This is a genomic window from Ammoniphilus soli (genome assembly GCF_040813775.1).
On sequence record NZ_JBEGDL010000006.1, the window covers coordinates 75,978 to 95,082 of the forward strand.

The window sequence follows — 19,105 nt, forward strand, 5'->3', positions numbered from 1 at the left end:
ACAGACAAACAGCACCCTAATACCGTAACATGACATTCATGCGAAGGAACTGAAGGCAACAATGCATCGTTTTGAAACGAGGAAGGATGAAATCAAAATGTTGTTCAAAAGCCTTGCCAAACTAGGCCTTGCAGGGGCGGTTGCAGCAGGAGCATTCGCTTATTGGCTGTGGCCCCCAACGGCAAAAGTAGAAAGTGCTGAGCTGGATAGCGGGATACAGGTGAAATTCCGGGCGAACGGCTCCCATATCGAAGAATATGCGGATCAGGCATGGAAACCTTATTTTGCGAAAGGGGTAAACATGGGAGCGACTATCCCCGGACATTTTCCAGGAGAATTGCCCATATCAAAAGACGATTATGAAAAGTGGTTTGAGATGATTCACGAGATGGGGGCCAACGTCATTCGGGTCTATACCATCTTAAAGCCTGAGTTTTATGAAGCGCTGGTTGACTATAATGCAAAGCATCAGGATGACCCCTTGTTCTTTATCCAAGGGGTGTGGAGCCCGGAAGAGCAATTAATCGAAGGCCAAGATGCATTCGACCCTAAAGTCAAACAAAGATTTGAGCAAGAAATAAGGGATGCGGTTGGAGCTGTATACGGAAAAGTGAAGATTGAGTCGCCACCCTACTCCGGAAAAGCCAGCGGGACCTACATCTATAATGCGGGGCCTTATCTCATGGGGTGGATTATCGGTACAGAATGGGATCCCAAGATGGTGAAAGCGACGAACGAACTGCATGCGGATGTTCCGGATTATAAGGGAACCTATTTCAGAAGCAAGCCCGGGGCTCATCCGTTTGAAAAGTGGTTGGCGGAAATGGCAGATATTACAGCTGAAGCTGAGGCCAATCATGGTTGGCAGCACCCGATCGCCTTTTCGAATTGGGTAACGACCGATCCGCTGCAGCATCCGGGAGAACCGCTGATTGAGGAAGATATGGTAAGCTTAGATCCTCTACATATTGAACCTGTCCAGTGGGATGCCGGGTATTTTGCTTCCTATCATGTTTATCCCTACTATCCGGATTTCTTTACTTTTGATAAGAGCTTCCAAACGATGAAAAACGAGAAAGGGGAAATTGATAGTTATAAAACCTATCTTCATCAATTAAAAGAATATCACAAGGACATTCCCATCATGATCACCGAGTTCGGCGTTCCTGCGTCACAGGGTACCGCTCATACGGGACCTCTTGGGAGAAACCAGGGGGGACATGATGAGAAAAAGCAAGGGGAAATCAATGCGGACATGTTCCGCCAAATCCATCAAGAAGGCTATTCCGGCGCTATCCTTTTTACGTGGCAGGACGAGTGGTTCAAGAAAACCTGGAATACGCTATACTACGACATACCCGATCGGCGGGCTTACTGGTACAACACCTTGACCAATGAATCCTTCTTTGGGCTTCTGGGAATGTTTCCAAGCAAGGATGATGACATTTTCATTGATGGTGATGCCTCCGATTGGGACCAGCTGGGAAAGGATGAAAAGCAAATGCTGGACATGCAGGCCAAAGGGTTCGATGGAATCTGGGCATCCCATGATGAAGGCTACCTTTACCTAATGGCTAAGCTGTCGGAGCCTTTCGACCCTTCGAAACAAGCAGTATATTTTGGCGCCGATACGATTAAAGGCGGGAACCGCCATGCCCCGCAGCTCCACGGGAAAACCCTCGATGAAGGTCTGGAGACCCTGGTTGAACTTTCGGATGAAGAAAAAGGGAGCATCATGATCGCTTCCAATTACGATTTCCATACTCGCTTGTTTCGGGAGGCGGGAATGCCGCCTGTCGATCCGAAAGAGCTGGAAGATAACTCAGGGATATTTAAACCATGGAAACTGGTGGTGAACTACCTCCTAGAGCCTCCCGACTCCCGGTTTGACCATCCCTTTACGGATATCGCCGTAGGAGATTTGCTCCGGGGAAACAGCGATCCGTCTCATCCAGAGTACAATTCCAAGACCATGTGGCAGGCAAAGGGAGAAGTGTTGGAGATCCGCATCCCATGGATGCTTCTCGGATTCAGCGACCCCAGCTCCCTGAGCGTGATCAATTACGAGAAACCCACCCGAACTAAGCTACAAGTCAGCAAAGTGAAAGGAGTTCGGATTGTCCCGTGGATCGTGAAAAACGGAGAGGCAATGGGGTGGGAAGGAACGACGCCGTACCCTGTATCTCAGCTTCCGCTCTATACATGGAAGGGATGGGAGGATGTGGATGTGAACTATGTGGAACGACCGAAACAAAGCTACTTTATCATGCAGGAAGCCATGCGTGGAGTGAAGTAAGGGGAAGGAGTTCAACCGTGTGTATATCAATATCAACATAGCCATATATTTCCTAACTGTTCTTGTGGGATTAAATCTCATCTTTGCTTTGGCGATTTACGGGCTGAAGATCAAGAACATTAGGAATAAAAAGATCTATGATCAGTTTCAATGGAAGTTTAAGGATTATCTAACGTACATTCAAGCGAATATCGACAGCGATGAACGATTAAGAGTGCCGCCGCTCAAAATGAATCCGACCGAGTCAAAGGCGTTGCAGGACCGATTGAATGATATGATCGAATCCTTTGCAGGGGAACAGAGACAGAAGCTCATTGATCTTTGTGGGGAATTGGGATTCATTTCTTACCACTTGAATCGCTTGGGGAGCGGTTCCTATCGGATCAAAATAGACGCCGCTTATCATTTGGGCTGCATGAGGGTGAAAGATGCCGTCCCCGACCTTTTGGAATTATTGCGTCGACATAAGCTGGATTCTTGTCTTTTTATTATTGCCCGGGCGATTGCCAAGTCTGCCCGCCATGAGCGGGACGTCAAAGAAATGGTCTATATTCTGCTTAAGCATCAGAAGGGATTCCATGATCTCATCGTCGACATGATCGAAGAAGCGCCGATCGACCAGACGGCCCTCTTTACCGAATTTATCCTTGACAGCAATCCAGCTCTCATCCAGATCGGTTTAACCGGGCTGAAAGAATATACGAATCCAAGCGCTGCTTCTGCCGTCCATCGGTTGTTGGGCTCGAGGAATGAAGAAATTCAAAGAAAAGCCGCAGAAGTGTATCTGAAATCTTCTTCTATATTGCCTCGAAATGTGGTAAGCAAGCTGCTTGGCCATACGAAGGCAGACATTCGTCTCTTAACGGTACAGGCTCTAACGGACTTAAGAAATGGCGCCTATGTCCCCCTGTTAAAACAGTCTTTAAACGATCCGGACAAACAGGTCGTTTATGCCAGTGCCATGGCTTTGACCTACCAGGGCCAAGAAGGAATTTCGGCGCTTTGTGAGGGGGCACTGCAAGCCAGAGGCAAAGAGCAGGGGGAATACATCCAAGGTCTCATTGAGGAAGAAATCAACAAATTATGGGACGATCTTCAGGATTTGGATAAACTCACTCGCTATAATGCGCTGAGGTTTACGTATGAAAAGATGTTTGACAAAAATAAACGAATCTATCGTGTGGTGTAAAAAATGAGAATTATAGAATATTACCTTCAAAAGGATGCCGTTGTGAATGCCCTTCGGGAATTCCTGTTGGCCTACGGCTACTTTGCCATGTACTACGTGATGGCAATCACCGTAATCTATTTTCTAATCTTCGGTCTATCGATTCGACATGCTTTTCCGATCAAACGGGGGATTCAATATAACCGAATCAATAAATTATCAGGGTCCGGGCATGTTCCTCCGGTATCCCTGCTCGTTCCTGCCTATAATGAGGAATTGACTATTATCGAGAATGTTCGATCCCTCTTGGCCCTGAATTATCCGGAATATGAAGTGATCGTCGTCAATGACGGTTCGAAGGATGATACCTTTAAGGTCATGCTCGAGGAGTTCCAATTGGAAAAAATCGATCCCATTGTCTCGAATCATATCAAAACCGGAAAGGTGAGAGGGATTTACCACAATCCGGAATATCCATCCCTCTATTTCATTGATAAAGAGAATGGGGGAAAGGCAGATTCCTTAAACGCAGGGATAAACTTATCCCACTATCCATTGATCTCCACCATCGATGCGGATTCGCTGCTCGAAAAGGATGCCTTAACGCGAATTGCTAGAGTCTATATGGAAAATCCCGAGGATACGGTAGCCGTAGGGGGAAATGTCCGTATCGTCAACAGCTGCACGGTGGAGGATGGAATCGTAAAAAATGTTAGATTTCCAAAACAATTGTTTCCCGCCCTGCAAAATGTGGAATATATCAAAGCGTTCTTGGGAGGACGCATTGGATGGAGTGCGATTAACGGATTAATTATCGTATCGGGAGCCTTTGGCGTGTTCCAAAAGGAAAAAGTCATTGCCGTAGGGGGCTATCGCGGCGGATACCCAGGCGAGGACATGAATATTGTCATTAAGCTGCACCGTTATTGTTTGGAGAACAACATTCCCTATCGGGTCGCTTTCTGCCCGGATGCGGTGTGCTGGACGCAGGCTCCGGATACTTATCGTATCCTAAGCAGCCAACGCATGCGCTGGGGCCGGGGAAACTTGAAGAATATGGTGGAGGAAGGCATTCATATGGTTTTCCGTCCAAAATATAAAGTGTTTGGCATGGTGACTCTGCCTTATAACATCATTTTTGAAACACTGAATCCTTACTTCCGCATCACGGGATTATTCGCCATCTTGGGGTATTGGATGCTAAACATGACGGATTGGACTACGCTGGCCGTCTTCGCCCTGGTGAACTTCCTATCCTGTTTCCTTCTTAGTCTGGGAGCCCTGTTCATCGAAGAATCGGCCTTTAGCCGATATCCGAAGCTCAGTGATTTGAACAAATTGATCCTCTACTCTTTCCTGATGTTCATCGGCTATCGCCAAGTGGGCGTCTGGTGGAGATTCAGGGGCCATATTGACTTCTTGCGCAACAACAATTCGTGGGGAACGATGGTAAGAACCAATTTCAATAAATAAATAAAAGGAGTGGAGAACATGGCCATTTTAGTTCGGGATCCTATTCAAGAATTAACCCAACAGCTTTTGCAGTTCACCCAAGTTTCCTATGTCAATCACCTATCATGCGGAGTGGTTCTGGCTCCTTGCGCTAACTTGAGCCAAAAGGCGCTGGATCTGTTGAAAGCTTTCCTAAGCAAAAACGAGCAAGAGCTTTCCGCTCAATATATCGTGGATGAACAAAACCATATTCTTGGGGTGGTTCTGGATGACCGGAAACTGGCAGGAACACATTATGCATCCTTAGTCATCAAAGAATTCCTGGATCGCCATGGCCTTCTTGAAGGACAAATGGTGGTGGCCAGCTTCCCGGAAAGCGGGGAGCCGACAGAACAAACCTTATCGCAATTGTCGCACACTGTTATGAGGGCCAAGGGGGAAAACAAGGATATTCAGCTCTATGTGGATGAAACCGCAAAAGAAGGGGTTTCATCGATCCTTGTGGTGGATACCGATGAAGTGAGCCGTGAGTTTGTGAAGTTGCGGCTTGAATTAAAAGGATACGAGGTTCATGAAGCAAAAGACGGTTATGAGGCTTTCGAGAAGTATTCTCAATTGTCTCCAGATCTCGTCATTACCGAATTGAATCTCCCGATCTTGGATGGGTATCAATTAATCAACAAAATCAAGAACAATGGGGAAAATGAAGGGGAAGTTATCGTATTGACGGATAAGCAGTTATCCAAAGACATGAACCGCGCCTTTGAATTAGGGGCTTCCGATTATGTCACGAAGCCTTTTTCGATCACGGAGCTAGAGTGGAGAATCAAGAAACTAAAAAATTAATACGAAGGTGGAATCATAGAATGATCTATTACAGCGCATTAAAGGAGAAATTGCAAAATAAAACCAGCAGGGTTGGGGTAATTGGATTGGGGTATGTCGGATTGCCATTGGCTATGGAGATGGTGAAGGGCGGGTTCACGGTATACGGCATCGATTTGGATATCCGAAAAGTGAATTCCCTTTTGAATGGAAAGTCTTACATTCAAGACGTTCCCAGCTCTGTTGTGGCTGAGGCGATTTCTGTCGGCAAGTTTCTTCCTACGTCCGATTATAGTGTGATCCAACAGCTGGACATGATCAGCATTTGCGTACCGACGCCATTAAGTGAAAATCAAGATCCGGATACCTCGTTTATTAAGAGCGTAGTCCATGAGATCAAGAAATATATGAAAAAGGGTACGCTGATCGTTCTGGAAAGTACGACCTACCCAGGAACAACGGAAGAATTGATTCAATTTGAGCTGGAAGCCCAAGGGTTGAGCGTGGGTACTGATTTCTTCCTTTGCTTCTCGCCGGAGCGCGTGGATCCGGGCAACCGCAATTATAACACGTATAACACGCCAAAGGTCATTGGAGGGACAACGGAAGCTTGCAAAGAGTTAGGTGTTCTTTTATACAGCCATGTGGTGAAAACCGTCGTTCCCGTTTCTTCTCCGAAAGTGGCTGAAATGTCCAAGCTGTTGGAGAACACCTTTAGGAGCGTCAATATTGCTTTCGTCAATGAATTGGCGATGATGTGCGATAAGATGAGCATCGATGTATGGGAGGTCATTCGGGCTGCTTCTACGAAACCATTCGGCTTCATGCCTTTTCACCCGGGACCGGGAATCGGCGGTCACTGCATTCCGCTGGATCCGATGTACTTGTCGTGGAAAGCTAAGGAATTTCGTTTCTACAGCAAGTTTATCGAGCTGGCCCAATCGATCAATGATAACATGCCAGAGTATGTCGTGAATAAGGCCGCTCAGGTACTCAATATGTATGCGAAGTCGATTCGCAATTCAAAGGTGCTCATCTTGGGCATGGCGTATAAGCCGGATGTGGATGATCTTCGGGAATCTCCAGGATTAGAAGTCTATCAATTGTTCAAGGAAAGCGGAGCAAAGGTTGATTATTATGATCCATATGCGACGTCTTTCCGTGATGAGGACGGAAATATCGTAGAATCGGTAAAATACGATGCTGCCGCTTTCGCCGGGTACGATTGCATGGTATTTATAACCAACCACCGCAGCTTCAGCTACCATGAACTCGCTGATTTAGGGGTGCCGATCATTGATACGCGCAATGCTTTTGCCGAGATTAAATCCGATAACATCTATAAACTGGGCACGGGGATTAAGAGAAAAGAAGTGAAAGTGCCAGTAGGCATCTAATTTGTGGGGGCACTGCTATCGGTGCCCGGTTATGATGAAAGGAGCTAAAACATATGTGTGGAATTGTAGGATATATAGGCAATCGTGACGTGCAGCCTATCTTAATAGATGGATTAAGCAAATTGGAATATCGCGGATACGACTCCGCTGGGATTGCGGTATTGGAACGCAAAAGTCTAGATGTAAGAAAAGCAGAAGGGCGGCTGGCTAACTTAGCTGGCAAATTGGAAAAACACCCACTTAGAGGAACCATTGGAATTGGGCATACGCGTTGGGCGACGCATGGCAGGCCATCCGATGCGAACTCCCATCCCCATACGGATATGTCAGGGAAGTTTTCCGTTGTCCATAATGGAATTATTGAAAACTACATGGACTTGAAGGAAGAGCTCATCAGCAAAGGGATTGTGTTTGAATCGGAGACCGATACGGAAGTTATCGCCCATTTGTTGGCTGACCTGTATGACGGGGATATTGTCTCCACCGTCCGTGCAGTGACCGAAAGGCTCCTTGGCGCTTATTCCATAGGGGTTATTACCGAATATGAACCGGATAAACTGGTCGCTGTACGCCAAGCAAGCCCTTTAGTCATCGGGGAAGGGAATGGGGAAAACTTTATTGCCTCGGATATCTCAGCCTTGATCGAGCATACCAAGCATGTGTACATCCTAGAAGATGGGGAAATGGCGATCCTAACGGCTGATGACATTTCCATTATGAATGCGCAGTCCGGCGAACTGGTGGAACGAGAAAGGATGCTTGTTCATTGGGATGTAGAGCAGGTAAAAAAGGGGCAATTCGAACACTTCATGTTAAAAGAAATTCATGAGCAGCCGTTAACGTTAAGAAATACCATGCGGGGGCGCATTAACAGCGAAAATCGTGTAGTGTTCAAAGGATTGGGGCTTACGGCTGAGCAGATCCAAGGGATTGAAAAGATTTTCATCGTCGCTTGCGGTACGGCCTATCATGCAGGTTTAATAGGAAAAACCGTGATTGAAAAGATAACACGCATCCCGGTAGAGGTGGATATCGCTTCGGAATTCCGCTATCGGGACCCGATCGTAACGGACAAAACCCTGGTGATTGTTGTCAGCCAATCCGGGGAAACGGCGGATACGCTTGCCGCCTTGCAGGAAAGCAAGCGCCGCGGAGCGAAAGTGCTGGCCATTACGAATGTGTCCAGCAGCTCGATTGCCCGTGATGCAGACTATGTAATCCCGACGATGGCGGGTCCTGAAATTGCAGTCGCATCGACAAAGGCCTACACCGCGCAATTGCTTGCGTTCTACTTGCTAGGGATTTACTTTGCCCAAGAGAAGGAAACGCTGGAACAGGAGATTTGCGCAGAGTGGGTAAAGGAACTTAAAGAGCTTCCTGTCCAGGTAGAGAAAGTATTAGAAAACGCAAATGAGGTCAAATGGTTTGCGGAGTCAATTAAGGATCAGAAGAGTTTGTTCTTCATCGGGCGGGGATTGGATTTTGCCGTCGCACTAGAAGGTTCTTTGAAATTAAAAGAAATTTCCTATATCCACTCGGAGGCGTATGCAGCCGGTGAATTGAAGCATGGAAGCCTGGCTTTAATAGAAGAGGGGACACCCGTTATTGCTCTGGTTACTCATCAGGATCTCTATGAGAAAACAGTCAGTAATATTAAAGAAGTGAAGGCTCGCGGAGCCCATGTCATGGGCGTAACGGTGGAAGGAAATGTGGAATTGTTCAATGTCGTGGATGAGGTTTGCTTTATTCCCAAGACGTCACCCCTGTTGGCGCCGATCCTGTCCGTCATTCCTTTACAGTTAATCTCGTATTACACCTCTTTGGCGTTGGGCAACGATATCGATAAACCCCGGAATCTAGCCAAGAGCGTAACAGTAGAGTAATGTTCCTTTGCCCCGGTTTAATCGCTGGGGCTCTTTTTTCAAATGAGGGGTTGATCCTATGAATAAAAAAAATATTCTATTGGTCTTAATGGTAGCCGTCATCTCTGTTTTGCTGCTTGCCGAGTACCTCGGCAACAAGCCTCAACAGCAGAAAGGGACATGGATCTGGGATACTCCAGCGATTACCACTCAAAGCGAAGAGATCCTGGCCTTCGCCAGTCAAAATGACGTGACCCATCTCTATCTATATATTGATCGAAAGAATGTTACTCCCCATGATTATGCACAATTTATCAAAGAGGCGTCCAAGCAGGATATCAAGGTCGAGGCACTGGGAGGAGATCCCTCTTGGGGATGGAAAGAAAAGAGACCCAACATTCAAGAGCTGATCGAATGGGTGGAGAGTTACAATCGGAATGTGAACATGGATGAAAGGTTTACGGGAATCCATTTGGATATCGAACCTTACTTGCTGCCTGAATGGAAGGATGATCAAGACCGCGTGATAGAGGAGTGGCTTTCTAATCTCGAGTTTGCCGCAAAGGAGGTCCGTTCCATTAAACGATTACAGATCACGGTCGACTTGCCTTTTTGGGTCAATAAAATCGATGTGCCTGGTTATCTGGACTACTCCGTAAGCACTTGGATGCTGAAGCGGTTTGATACGGTGGTCCTGATGGATTATCGAGACTTTGCCGAAGGAGAAGACGGGATTGTTTCCAATGCACTTGACATGGTCAAGGAAGCTTCCTCCATGGGGAAATCGGTGATCGTCGGCGTGGAGATGGCCAAAAGCGGTGAAGGGGATAAAGCGACATTCTTCGAAGAAGGCTATCAAGAGATGGAGAATGAGCTGGAAGAGGCCCACCGTCATTTCCGAAAACAACCTGGATTCCGTGGGTTTGCGGTTCATGGCTTCCCAGACTGGAAGTCCTCTTATCAGACTAATAAAAAAGGAGAAAAGCCTTGAAAACATACGCCATTATTTTAGCAGCAGGAAAAGGAACGCGCATGAAATCTGACTTGCCGAAGGTTTTGCACCCTATAGGCGGGATGCCGATGGTGGAGCATCTCGTCAACAAGCTGGAACAGATGAAGATCGATGAAATCATCGTCGTGGTTGGGCACAAAGGAGAACTCATTAAAGAGCATTTGGGTGAGCGGGTTTCCTATGTTGAACAAGCCGAACAGTTGGGAACCGCCCATGCGGTCCGCCAGTGCGAATCCCTATTAAAAGATAAGCGAGGAGCCACTCTTGTGCTTACCGGTGACACTCCCTTGATCGAATCGACAACAATCCAGAACCTCCTCAGGCTTCAATTCGAAACCCAGTGTGCAGGAGTCGTATTAACTGCCAAGCAAGATGATCCGACAGGATACGGAAGAATCCTTCGTGACCAAGAGACCAAACGCGTGATCGGCATTGTCGAAGAAAAAGATGCGACTCCTGAACAAAAGCGGATTCAAGAAGTAAATACAGGCATTTTCTGCTTTGATAATCAAAGCTTGTTCCAAGCGCTGCCGAATATCGGAAATGACAATGCCCAGAAAGAGTATTATTTAACCGACATTATCGAGGCCATGAGAGGCAAGAGATTTGAAACAGTTATACTGGAAGATCCGATCGAAGTGATGGGAATCAATAGCCGTGAACAATTGGCGGAAGCAGAACGGGCTTATAACGAACGAACATGCGGAGAGAATCATTGAAGAAATTACGGTTGGCGAGCAGTTTGTCCATTCCCTTAAGTCTTGTTCTCTTCGTCCGGCTTGTTGCCGCTTCCCAAGTTCACGTCGTTGTGGATGGGCAGTATGTGTCTTTCCCCGACGTGCAACCGTATATCGATCATGCTTCTGGACGCACGATGGTTCCTGCAAGATTCGTAGCAGAGAAGCTGGGTGCCAAGGTAGAGTGGAATGGCACATTGGAACAAGTGACATTTTTGCATAAAGGACGAACCATTATTTTAACCATTGGCCAAAAGCAAGCGCGAGTGAACGGAAAGGATATCTTGATGGATGCACCAGCCGTGATCAAGAATGACCGCACGATGGTTCCGCTGCGCTTTATCAGCGAATTGTTCGAAGCTCAGGTCGAATGGAAGGAAGAACGTGATCTGGCGGTTGTGACACAAGCGGCAAAGGTGGAAAAAGGCACATGGATTTGGGATGCCGAAATCATCCAAACGGACCAAGAAGAAATCTTGAAATTTGCTAGTGAAAACAATTTGACTGCGATTTACCTTCAGATAAATAGGGATGTTAGCCTGCAAGATTACCAAAGCTTCATCCGAAATGCCCATCTCCAGCAGATTCAGGTAGAAGCCCTTGCTGGCAATCCCTATTGGGCTTTTAAAGACAATCAAGCTCTTATTAGAGAAATGATCACTTGGATCACAAAATACAATGCTTCGGTGGATCCGAAAGAGAGATTTCAAGGCCTGCACCTTGATATCGAACCCTACACGTTACAAGAATGGAAAACAGAAAATAATCTGGTCTTAAAAAATTGGATGGCTAACCTGCGATTCATTGAGAAAGAAACCCAAGGGTCGGGCTTGAAAATTTCCTTGGATGTTCCTTTTTGGATTCATAAAATCAAAGTTCCTAACTCCGAATATACCTTTAGCGCATGGTTATTAGAAAAATTCGATTCCCTTGTGGTCATGGACTATAGAAATTTTTCCTTAGGAAATAACGGAATCGTGGCTAACGCCCATGGGATCATAAGGGAAGCATCCGCTCTTAAAAAACAGGTGATCATTGCTGTGGAAACCGCCCCAACTAATGAAGGGGATCATACGACGTTTTATACCAAGAGTACAGGTGCCATGGAAGAGGAATTACAAATAGCAAAAAAGGAGTTATCCCGTTATCCGAGCTTTGCAGGATTTGCGGTTCATGACTATAAAAGCTGGGAGGCTTTAGATGAAAGGAGAGATGGGAGATGAAGTTACTTGGAATGGCGGTTTCCCTAGCAATAGGGGTAGCACTGGGAGTATTTGGGATGGTTCAGGCGGCCGGCAGCGGTGTCGATGCAAAACCGGAATACACCGAGTCATCTTTGCCGGGAGGAGGGATCAAAGTTCCCCACAATCAAAGATTCCATCTATCTACAGATCAAAAATGGATCTACTCTCAAGGGCATTTGTCCGATCTCATTCGTTTGCAGTGGACAGAAGACCAAGCCAAACCTGCGATCTCTTGGGCCGATGAAAAAGGAATGGACAAATCGGCGATCGTCTCACATGCGAAGGCCAATGATCCGAACCAGCCAGACCACAATCATATTTCTATTGAAACGACTATGTCCCCTACGGGAAAACACCCGAATGAGCTTTTCACAAGATTGGAGATTCCATTCGATCAGGACGTAGCAGAGATTCGGACTCATTCCTCAAATTTCAATGTTGTGGATGGGATTATGAGAATAGCCGGATCAGAGGGTGTCCATCGGGACTTGCAGCTTGCAAAAACCGAATCCGGGAATGCCACAACCCCGCGATGGACGCTAAGAGCTGACAATGCAGAGGAATCGGGATCTGACACGGGTTCGAACTTCGGTATCATCCGATATTCGGATGCTGGAGAAGCCTTGGATACCCCGTTCTCTATTAGCCGCAGCAATGGAAATGTCGGTATTGGGAATACAGATCCTGCGACGAAGCTCGACGTGAATGATGATAGCCTTCGCATCAGAAAATCTTTTACTCCCGCATCCGCATCTGCACCAGGAAACGTTGGTGAGATTGCCTGGGACAGCGGATTTTTATATATTTGCGTTGCGCCGAATACGTGGAAACGAGCAGAGCTTGCTTCGTGGTAAAATTGCATGACGTGAAAAAAAGGGTGTTCCGGAAAAGCAAGGCTTTTGGAACACCCTTTTTTGTGACTAACAAACCATTTACTTTAAATCATAAATTCTACTGAACTTATCCTCAAAATATCGAATCAGATAATCCGCGTTTAACTCCTCACCCGTCACTTTCTCGATCAGCTCAGAAGGAGTATACAGCTTTCCATATTGGTGAATATGGGTTCGCAGCCAATCGACAATCGGTGAAAGGTTTCCTTCGGTAAGAAGCTGGTCGAAGGATGGGATGTCTTTTTGGATTGTATGGTAGAGCTGAGCCGAATATAAGTTGCCAAGAGTGTATGACGGGAAGTATCCGATCGAGAAACACCAGTGAACATCCTGAAGAACGCCGGCCGAATCGGTGGGAGGAACGAGTCCCAGATAGTCCTCCATTCTTTTGTTCCAAGCCTCAGGCAGATCCTTGGCATTCAACTCCCCAGCCATCATGAGTTTTTCTAGCTCATAACGAAGCATAATGTGCAGATTGTACGTCAATTCATCCGCATGGATGCGAATGAGAGAAGGTTCTACCATGTTTAAGGAACCATGGAAATCCTTAAGTGAGACCTGAGCTAATTCCGCAGGAAAAGTCTGCTGCAGCAAAGGATAGAGATAGCTCCAGAATGCTTCGCTTCTTCCGACCATATTCTCATAAAATCGAGATTGAGACTCATGAATACCCATAGAGGCCCCGTCCCGCAAGAATGTCCCTTCGAATTCCGGGGAGACGTTTTGCTCATATACGGCATGACCCAATTCATGGATTACACCAGTGATAGACGAACGAACATCGTTTTGATCGTAATTCGTGGTGATTCGCACATTCTGAAGAGATATCCCGGTGGCAAAAGGATGGGCGCTTTCTGCTAATACCCCAGCTTCCGTATTAAATCCCATCTTTGATAAAAGAAGCCGGCAAAACTCTTTTTGTTTCTCCTTTGGATAGGGACGCTGGGGAAAACGGGTATCGGGCTGGCAAGAAGATTGTTGAATCCGGTGAAGCAAATCGATGGTCTTTTGTCGCAAATCTTTAAACAAAGGATCTAATTTCTTTACTGTATATCCGGGCTCATATTGATCGAGCAAAGCATCGTAAGGATGGTCCTCATAGCCGTAGTACTGGGCAAATTGACGATTCATTTCGATGATGCGTTGAAGGGTAGGCTCAAATAGCGAAAACTGATTCGTTTCTTTGGCTTCAACCCATATATTCTGGGCCTTCGCAGTAAGTATGGAATACTCTTTATAAAGCTCTTCTGGAATTTTTTTGGTCTGGTCATAGTTTCGCTTGGCTTCGCGGAGCGAGGCTTGTGTAGCTTGGTCTAATTGGCTATAGGCGCCAGATTCCATCAGAACGTCTAGGCAATTTTTCATCTCATCAGAAGTCGTCAGGCGAAAAATTTCCATTGAAAGAGTTCCTACGGCTTCTGACATGTAAGAAAGTCCTAGTTTCGGAGAAGCGGTTTCCATATCCCAATGAACCAGAGAGGAAATGCTATTCAAATGGCATATTCTCTCCTCAAGTGATTTGAAGCTTTGTAAAGCTTGATCAGTGCTCATATTTTGCTTCCTTTCCATTGGAATTGGTATTCAATCAACACACTCATTTTACCGTATTTCACTAGTAGGTTCCAATATTATCCTTTATCAATTGTGCTACATAAGGATTCCTAGCGTTAGGACATCGTGCTTATGGAAAACCGTCGTCACCATATTTTTTTGGTCCTCTTTGCAATTAATTAAAAGTAACAGAGCAATATATTGCTGCTGCTTTGTAGATTTCTTGACTTTACTGATTTTTTTGTCCAAAAAGTAGCCGATCGCGGCGCCGATGAAAAGACCGAGAAGACCTATAGCTACGGGACCGATGGCGATTTGTGAACCAACGATGATACCTAGAGTCATGCCTGCTCCTCCTAGGGCTGCCATTCCATCAAACAAACTAACTCCATCCGAATGGTGGATAGAGTCAAATAAATTACGGTATTGTTCCGCATTTTCCATTTTAACCATGACAATATCTTTTTCATGAATGCCTTCTTCTTTAAGTTCTTCGATAGCGAATTCAACAAATAGACTGCTTTCGAATCCAGCGATTACATACATAGCGATCTCACCTTAATTGATTTTAATCTGGTTGATGAACCTTCAGTTTATTGACTCCATATTTTCCATTCAAATAATAGATTTGTTCTTCCTCAAACATTCGGTTATTCGAAACCGTCGCTGCATAGGAATCATAAATATTGAAAGTGTATAAGGAAGGGTAAAACATGAGCCATTGATAGTCTACTCGACTTGGAATAAGCTGAAATTGACCGGTGAAGGTACAGATGATCAACTCAGGCAGATGTGTAAAATAAATAATGGCTAAATTCCAGCCGATCAGTGTAAACCCTGTGATTAACCGATGGCAATATAAATGCCCAAGCCCAATAAAAGAAGCGGACAACACAGCAGCAACCCAAGGATTCCGCTTATCCAGAAAATTGATCTCAAACGCGTTTACCATGGCACTCTTTAGATTTCTAATGTTTTGTTTAGATTCCAAGAAACTTAGTTTATTCGTCTCTACACTCACGCGGTAGGCATCCCAAATTGCAAATACATAAATGGCGGCATACACTAGAGCCCAATTGTAATTGACGACTTGATGCACCTTCTCGAATTGCAAAGTAAAGGTATACAATATCGCGAGATTAACCTTTCCAAAAGTATTAAGAAGCATTTCCAAACTCAAAAGGATGAGACCTTTGAGATGCATACCAAGATATATTTGCCCAAATCCAGGTATTGTAGCAGATAACCAAGCGGCTATCCAAGGATGTGAACGTCGAAAATGATTGGTCCCGAACGGGGATATATGCATTTTAGGCCGTCTTGGCTCAACAATTTGGACTTTCAAGGATTCTTGGTGTTTGTTCATTCCATCACCTTGTAGTTTTGTGATTTTCTTAGTAAGTATTTAAGTAACTATAGTATACTGTTTCCAATTTCTTCCTAAAGTATCTGGTGAGTTTTCGTCTTTTTTCGACAGTCTCCTTGTACTATGAGGGAAAGGAAAAAGGGCTATCCCCAGGAGACCGTTAGGTTTCTGAAGGGGAAGCCCTTTCTATCAAATCTTAAAGCTTAATGCAGATATTCGTTAATTCACTATAAAACTCAAAACTATGCATACCGCCTTCGCGACCAATCCCGCTTTGCTTCATTCCGCCAAACGGAGTGCGCAAGTCGCGAAGGAACCAGGTATTTACCCACACGATACCGGCTTCGATTTGGCCAGCGACGCGATGAGCTCGGCGAAGATCGTTCGTCCAAATGGAGGCGCTCAATCCATAATGGGTATCATTGGCTTGGGCGATTACTTCCTCTTCCGTATCAAAAGGAATCACGGTAACCACTGGTCCAAAGATCTCCTCACGAACAACACGGCAGTTCTGGTCTAGACCGACAATAATCGTTGGCTCCAAGTAATATCCGTGTTCCAATCCTTCAGGGCGCTTGCCCCCGGTCAGGATTTGTCCGCCTTCTTCAATGGCCAAGTTGATATAGTTCGTGACATTTTTGTAGTGGTCCTTCCCAATCAAAGCTCCAACTTTTGTCTTTGGATCAAACGGATCCCCGACAACCAACTCTTTTGTCTTGGCTACAAATTTCTCGAGAAAAGCTTCGTAAGCAGGGCGTTCAACATAAATACGCGAACCGCACAGACATACTTGTCCTTGGTTAATAAAGCTGGATTTAATGGTGGTCTCAATCACTTCATCGAGATCCGAATCGGCAAAGATAATGTTAGGATTTTTTCCACCGAGCTCATAAGAAAGTCTTTTTAGAGTTTGCGCTGCAGAGGTCATAATGGTTTTTCCAGTAGAAGTTTCACCGGTAAAGGTAATGGCATCCACATCCGGATGCTCCGTCAATGCGGTTCCTACAGCCGTACCTAACCCGTTAACAATATTTACAACCCCATCAGGAACTCCGGCTTCGCGGCAGATTTCTCCTAAGAGAGTGGCTGTCATCGGGGTTAATTTAGCTGGCTTGATGACCGCTGTGTTGCCCGCAGCAAGACAAGGAGCTAGTTTCCATGTCATGAGCAGGAGGGGAAGATTCCAAGGACCAATCAATCCAACAACTCCAACCGGACGGCGGATCGAGTAATTGATAGCTGTATCATCGGTTTGGTAAGCTTCCGTTCCTAGAGAACGAAGATAGTCGGCAAAGAAGTGGAAGTTGTAAGCGGAGCGCGGTATATCGATTGAATTGGAAAGCCAGTAAGGTTTTCCAGTATCCAACGCCTCCAATTGCGCCAATTCATCTTGTCTTTCCAATATGATGTCGCCGATGCGTCGAATCACGGCAATTCGCTCGTGAGTGGTCATTTTCTTCCATGGTCCGTTTAAAGCGCTTTTAGCTGAGGCAACCGCGAGATCAACTTCATCTTTTCCTCCCATGGCAACGGCGCCTAAAACCTCTTGGTTTGCTGGATTAATATTATCAAATGTCTTTCCGCTGAGAGAATCTATATATTGACCGTTGATAAAGTGCTTGCAATCGATGGCTTTGACTCGATTTGCTATGGTTTGTGTTTGCATTTTAATCCTCCTACTATTGTTAATATTTTTAAAACTCTTGTAAATAATTATAAAATTAGATTGTTGTTTTTACAACACCACCGTTCTTCTATATGCAACAAACATAAAAATAAAATGGAAAATTTTTATAAGGGTACATGAGCATTAAGTCACCATATCATGGATAGATAGGAGCTTTTTGTAAAAAATAAAAAGTAAAAAGAGATGAAGACGGGAATGACAATGGGAATGGAAGTGGTTAAATGGTCACCTTTTGTTTTTTTTTGATTTTTACGCTATTGCTCGTTGTTACTACCATTTTCGATATGCTGATCTATAAAAAAGACGTAACGGATACTCTGCATATGCTTTTGTATGCCTTCGTAGGAGCCGGGAGATACCTTGCTTATATAGGGGCAGCATTGGGATTAGTGACTGCCATGGTTGTTGATTACCGATTATTTAAACGTAAAAAAAGAAAGAAGGCTCCTGAAACGGATGTTTCTTGAGGTAATAGGATGAGATTACAAGAAAACGTGTCGGTTATTCAATTGCTTGCTTTAGTCATTAATTTTGAAATCGGAAGCGCCATAGTGGTGGGAATTGGAGGGCATGCCCGGCAAGACGCATGGATCGCTGTGCTAATGGGGACGGCTTTAGGGGTCGGAGCGGCTTATTTTTATTACAAGCTTCTAGCGTTGCGGCCGGGTAAAAATTTGTATGAAATCATGGAGTTCTCTTTTGGAAGAACCTTAGCGATTGGCTTTTCCCTTCTTTAATTCTGTTTTTTTCTTTTATGTTTCGGCAAGGGTCTCGCGTGATTTTGGAGAGCTGATGACCGCAGCTATATTGCCAAACACTCCTATCGAAGCGATCAACTTGTTATTAATGTTTCTGATTGCCTATATCCTCTATTTAGGACTGAACCCTTAGCGCGAACGGCTGAGATTTTTTCTCCTTACATTATCCTCTTCTTTGGGCTATTGAGTATTCTCCTATGGGTGAGCGGGGATATAAAATTTATCCGCCTGCAGCCTATGTTATCACACGGCTGGGGACCGATCTTGAAGTCCGTTTTTAGAGATCTCATGTCGTTTCCGTTTGGAGAAATGGTGGTCTTTACGGTCATTATTTGTTATACGACAAAATTTAAGTATGCAGGGAAGGTGGCCATGCTAGGTGTAGCCATCGCTGGGGCTCTATTAAGCTTTTCCGTAGCCATGCAGCTGATGGTGTTGGGGGTGGATTCGACTGCTCGATCAAACTTTCCTCTATTGAGTGCAGCGCGTGAAGTATCCGTAGCGCAATTTATTGAAAGGATTGATGCCTTCGTTGTCTTCATTATGATGCTGGGGATTTTGATTAAGTCTTCCGTTTTTATGTTTGCAGGGTTGAAAGGACTAGAATACGTGTTCAGGATGCCTTATCGGCCTTTCGTTTTCCCGATTACAATGGTCGTTTCTCTATTTACTGTGATCATTGCCTTTAATTTTGCTGAACATGTGGAGGAAGGATTAAATTACAACGTTCCTTATTTTATCTTCCCTATGGCGTATGTCATTCCGGTCATACTTTTCGTTGTGACATTTATTAGATTGCGAAAATATAAAAAGCCGAAAGGCAGTGAAAGCTAGTGCTGAAATGGATTCGCAAGACC

Annotated in this window: 18 protein-coding genes; 14 read left to right on the top strand and 4 right to left on the bottom strand. The window is 45.2% G+C overall.

Annotation, left to right across the window (positions count from 1 at the left end):
- Positions 1 to 97 precede the first annotated feature (97 nt).
- From ABLT31_RS13995 to ABLT31_RS14040, 10 genes are read left to right on the top strand one after another with little or no spacing between them, the layout of a single operon-like run.
- The gene (locus ABLT31_RS13995) at positions 98 to 2,296 is read left to right on the top strand and encodes a hypothetical protein (RefSeq protein WP_367752536.1); all 2,199 of its coding nucleotides are present in this window, start codon (positions 98 to 100) and stop codon (positions 2,294 to 2,296) included.
- A gap of 19 nt (positions 2,297 to 2,315) precedes the next feature.
- On the top strand, positions 2,316 to 3,485 hold the full coding sequence (locus tag ABLT31_RS14000; protein ID WP_367752538.1) for a HEAT repeat domain-containing protein: 1,170 nt from the start codon (positions 2,316 to 2,318) through the stop codon (positions 3,483 to 3,485).
- 3 nt (positions 3,486 to 3,488) lie between these two features.
- The gene (locus ABLT31_RS14005) at positions 3,489 to 4,937 is read left to right on the top strand and encodes a glycosyltransferase family 2 protein (protein WP_367752540.1); all 1,449 of its coding nucleotides are present in this window, start codon (positions 3,489 to 3,491) and stop codon (positions 4,935 to 4,937) included.
- Positions 4,938 to 4,955: 18 nt separating this feature from the next.
- Positions 4,956 to 5,762 carry a response regulator gene (locus ABLT31_RS14010; RefSeq protein WP_367752542.1) on the top strand — a complete coding sequence of 269 codons (807 nt, stop codon included), beginning with the start codon at positions 4,956 to 4,958 and terminating at the stop codon, positions 5,760 to 5,762.
- A 20-nt stretch (positions 5,763 to 5,782) separates the two neighbouring features.
- On the top strand, positions 5,783 to 7,138 hold the full coding sequence (locus ABLT31_RS14015; protein WP_367752544.1) for a nucleotide sugar dehydrogenase: 1,356 nt from the start codon (positions 5,783 to 5,785) through the stop codon (positions 7,136 to 7,138).
- Between the two features lie 53 nt (positions 7,139 to 7,191).
- Positions 7,192 to 9,021: a glutamine--fructose-6-phosphate transaminase (isomerizing) gene (gene glmS, locus ABLT31_RS14020; protein WP_367752546.1), complete on the top strand. Its 1,830-nt coding sequence runs from the start codon at positions 7,192 to 7,194 to the stop codon at positions 9,019 to 9,021.
- A 58-nt stretch (positions 9,022 to 9,079) separates the two neighbouring features.
- Complete coding sequence (locus ABLT31_RS14025; RefSeq protein ID WP_367752548.1) at positions 9,080 to 9,991, top strand: hypothetical protein; 912 nt, start codon at positions 9,080 to 9,082, stop codon at positions 9,989 to 9,991.
- Complete coding sequence (locus ABLT31_RS14030; protein WP_367752550.1) at positions 9,988 to 10,731, top strand: sugar phosphate nucleotidyltransferase; 744 nt, start codon at positions 9,988 to 9,990, stop codon at positions 10,729 to 10,731. The genes ABLT31_RS14025 and ABLT31_RS14030 overlap by 4 nt, the downstream gene beginning before the upstream one ends.
- Positions 10,728 to 11,972 (top strand): copper amine oxidase N-terminal domain-containing protein, encoded by a 1,245-nt coding sequence (locus tag ABLT31_RS14035; protein WP_367752552.1) that lies wholly within the window; start codon positions 10,728 to 10,730, stop codon positions 11,970 to 11,972. The genes ABLT31_RS14030 and ABLT31_RS14035 overlap by 4 nt, the downstream gene beginning before the upstream one ends.
- Entirely contained in the window at positions 11,969 to 12,847 is an 879-nt protein-coding gene (locus ABLT31_RS14040; protein ID WP_367752554.1) for a hypothetical protein, read from the top strand. Before ABLT31_RS14035 ends, ABLT31_RS14040 begins: the two co-directional genes overlap by 4 nt.
- Before the next feature lie 78 nt (positions 12,848 to 12,925).
- Here ABLT31_RS14040 and ABLT31_RS14045 read toward each other — a convergent pair whose 3' ends face one another.
- The 4 genes from ABLT31_RS14045 to ABLT31_RS14060 all read right to left on the bottom strand — a co-directional run bounded on the left by ABLT31_RS14045 (position 12,926) and on the right by ABLT31_RS14060 (position 17,469).
- A complete protein-coding gene (locus tag ABLT31_RS14045) occupies positions 12,926 to 14,437 on the bottom strand; it encodes a carboxypeptidase M32 (protein ID WP_367752556.1) in 1,512 nt (503 codons plus the stop codon).
- A gap of 96 nt (positions 14,438 to 14,533) precedes the next feature.
- On the bottom strand, positions 14,534 to 14,983 hold the full coding sequence (locus ABLT31_RS14050) for a hypothetical protein (RefSeq protein ID WP_367752558.1): 450 nt from the start codon (positions 14,981 to 14,983) through the stop codon (positions 14,534 to 14,536).
- A gap of 22 nt (positions 14,984 to 15,005) precedes the next feature.
- A complete protein-coding gene (locus ABLT31_RS14055; RefSeq protein ID WP_367752560.1) occupies positions 15,006 to 15,551 on the bottom strand; it encodes a hypothetical protein in 546 nt (181 codons plus the stop codon).
- A gap of 448 nt (positions 15,552 to 15,999) precedes the next feature.
- A complete protein-coding gene (locus ABLT31_RS14060) occupies positions 16,000 to 17,469 on the bottom strand; it encodes an aldehyde dehydrogenase (protein ID WP_367752562.1) in 1,470 nt (489 codons plus the stop codon).
- A 263-nt stretch (positions 17,470 to 17,732) separates the two neighbouring features.
- Between ABLT31_RS14060 and ABLT31_RS14065 the strand changes: the two genes are divergently transcribed.
- From ABLT31_RS14065 to ABLT31_RS14080, 4 genes are read left to right on the top strand one after another with little or no spacing between them, the layout of a single operon-like run.
- Positions 17,733 to 17,957: a hypothetical protein gene (locus ABLT31_RS14065; protein WP_367752564.1), complete on the top strand. Its 225-nt coding sequence runs from the start codon at positions 17,733 to 17,735 to the stop codon at positions 17,955 to 17,957.
- 9 nt (positions 17,958 to 17,966) lie between these two features.
- A complete protein-coding gene (locus ABLT31_RS14070) occupies positions 17,967 to 18,227 on the top strand; it encodes a GerAB/ArcD/ProY family transporter (RefSeq protein ID WP_367752566.1) in 261 nt (86 codons plus the stop codon).
- Positions 18,208 to 18,381: a GerAB/ArcD/ProY family transporter gene (locus ABLT31_RS14075; protein ID WP_367752568.1), complete on the top strand. Its 174-nt coding sequence runs from the start codon at positions 18,208 to 18,210 to the stop codon at positions 18,379 to 18,381. The genes ABLT31_RS14070 and ABLT31_RS14075 overlap by 20 nt, the downstream gene beginning before the upstream one ends.
- Positions 18,333 to 19,082 (top strand): GerAB/ArcD/ProY family transporter, encoded by a 750-nt coding sequence (locus ABLT31_RS14080; RefSeq protein ID WP_367752947.1) that lies wholly within the window; start codon positions 18,333 to 18,335, stop codon positions 19,080 to 19,082. The genes ABLT31_RS14075 and ABLT31_RS14080 overlap by 49 nt, the downstream gene beginning before the upstream one ends.
- Positions 19,083 to 19,105: the final 23 nt, after the last annotated feature.

What these genes read in the sequence shown, in the direction of transcription:
- ABLT31_RS13995 (WP_367752536.1), top strand. Translation starts at nt 98, where the DNA reads ATGTTGTTCAAAAGCCTTGCCAAACTAGGCCTTGCAGGGGCGGTTGCA.
- ABLT31_RS14005 (WP_367752540.1), top strand. Translation starts at nt 3,489, where the DNA reads ATGAGAATTATAGAATATTACCTTCAAAAGGATGCCGTTGTGAATGCC.
- ABLT31_RS14010 (WP_367752542.1), top strand. Translation starts at nt 4,956, where the DNA reads ATGGCCATTTTAGTTCGGGATCCTATTCAAGAATTAACCCAACAGCTT.
- ABLT31_RS14015 (WP_367752544.1), top strand. Translation starts at nt 5,783, where the DNA reads ATGATCTATTACAGCGCATTAAAGGAGAAATTGCAAAATAAAACCAGC.
- glmS (WP_367752546.1), top strand. Translation starts at nt 7,192, where the DNA reads ATGTGTGGAATTGTAGGATATATAGGCAATCGTGACGTGCAGCCTATC.
- ABLT31_RS14025 (WP_367752548.1), top strand. Translation starts at nt 9,080, where the DNA reads ATGAATAAAAAAAATATTCTATTGGTCTTAATGGTAGCCGTCATCTCT.
- ABLT31_RS14040 (WP_367752554.1), top strand. Translation starts at nt 11,969, where the DNA reads ATGAAGTTACTTGGAATGGCGGTTTCCCTAGCAATAGGGGTAGCACTG.
- ABLT31_RS14045 (WP_367752556.1), bottom strand. Translation starts at nt 14,437, where the DNA reads ATGAGCACTGATCAAGCTTTACAAAGCTTCAAATCACTTGAGGAGAGA.
- ABLT31_RS14050 (WP_367752558.1), bottom strand. Translation starts at nt 14,983, where the DNA reads ATGTATGTAATCGCTGGATTCGAAAGCAGTCTATTTGTTGAATTCGCT.
- ABLT31_RS14060 (WP_367752562.1), bottom strand. Translation starts at nt 17,469, where the DNA reads ATGCAAACACAAACCATAGCAAATCGAGTCAAAGCCATCGATTGCAAG.
- ABLT31_RS14070 (WP_367752566.1), top strand. Translation starts at nt 17,967, where the DNA reads ATGAGATTACAAGAAAACGTGTCGGTTATTCAATTGCTTGCTTTAGTC.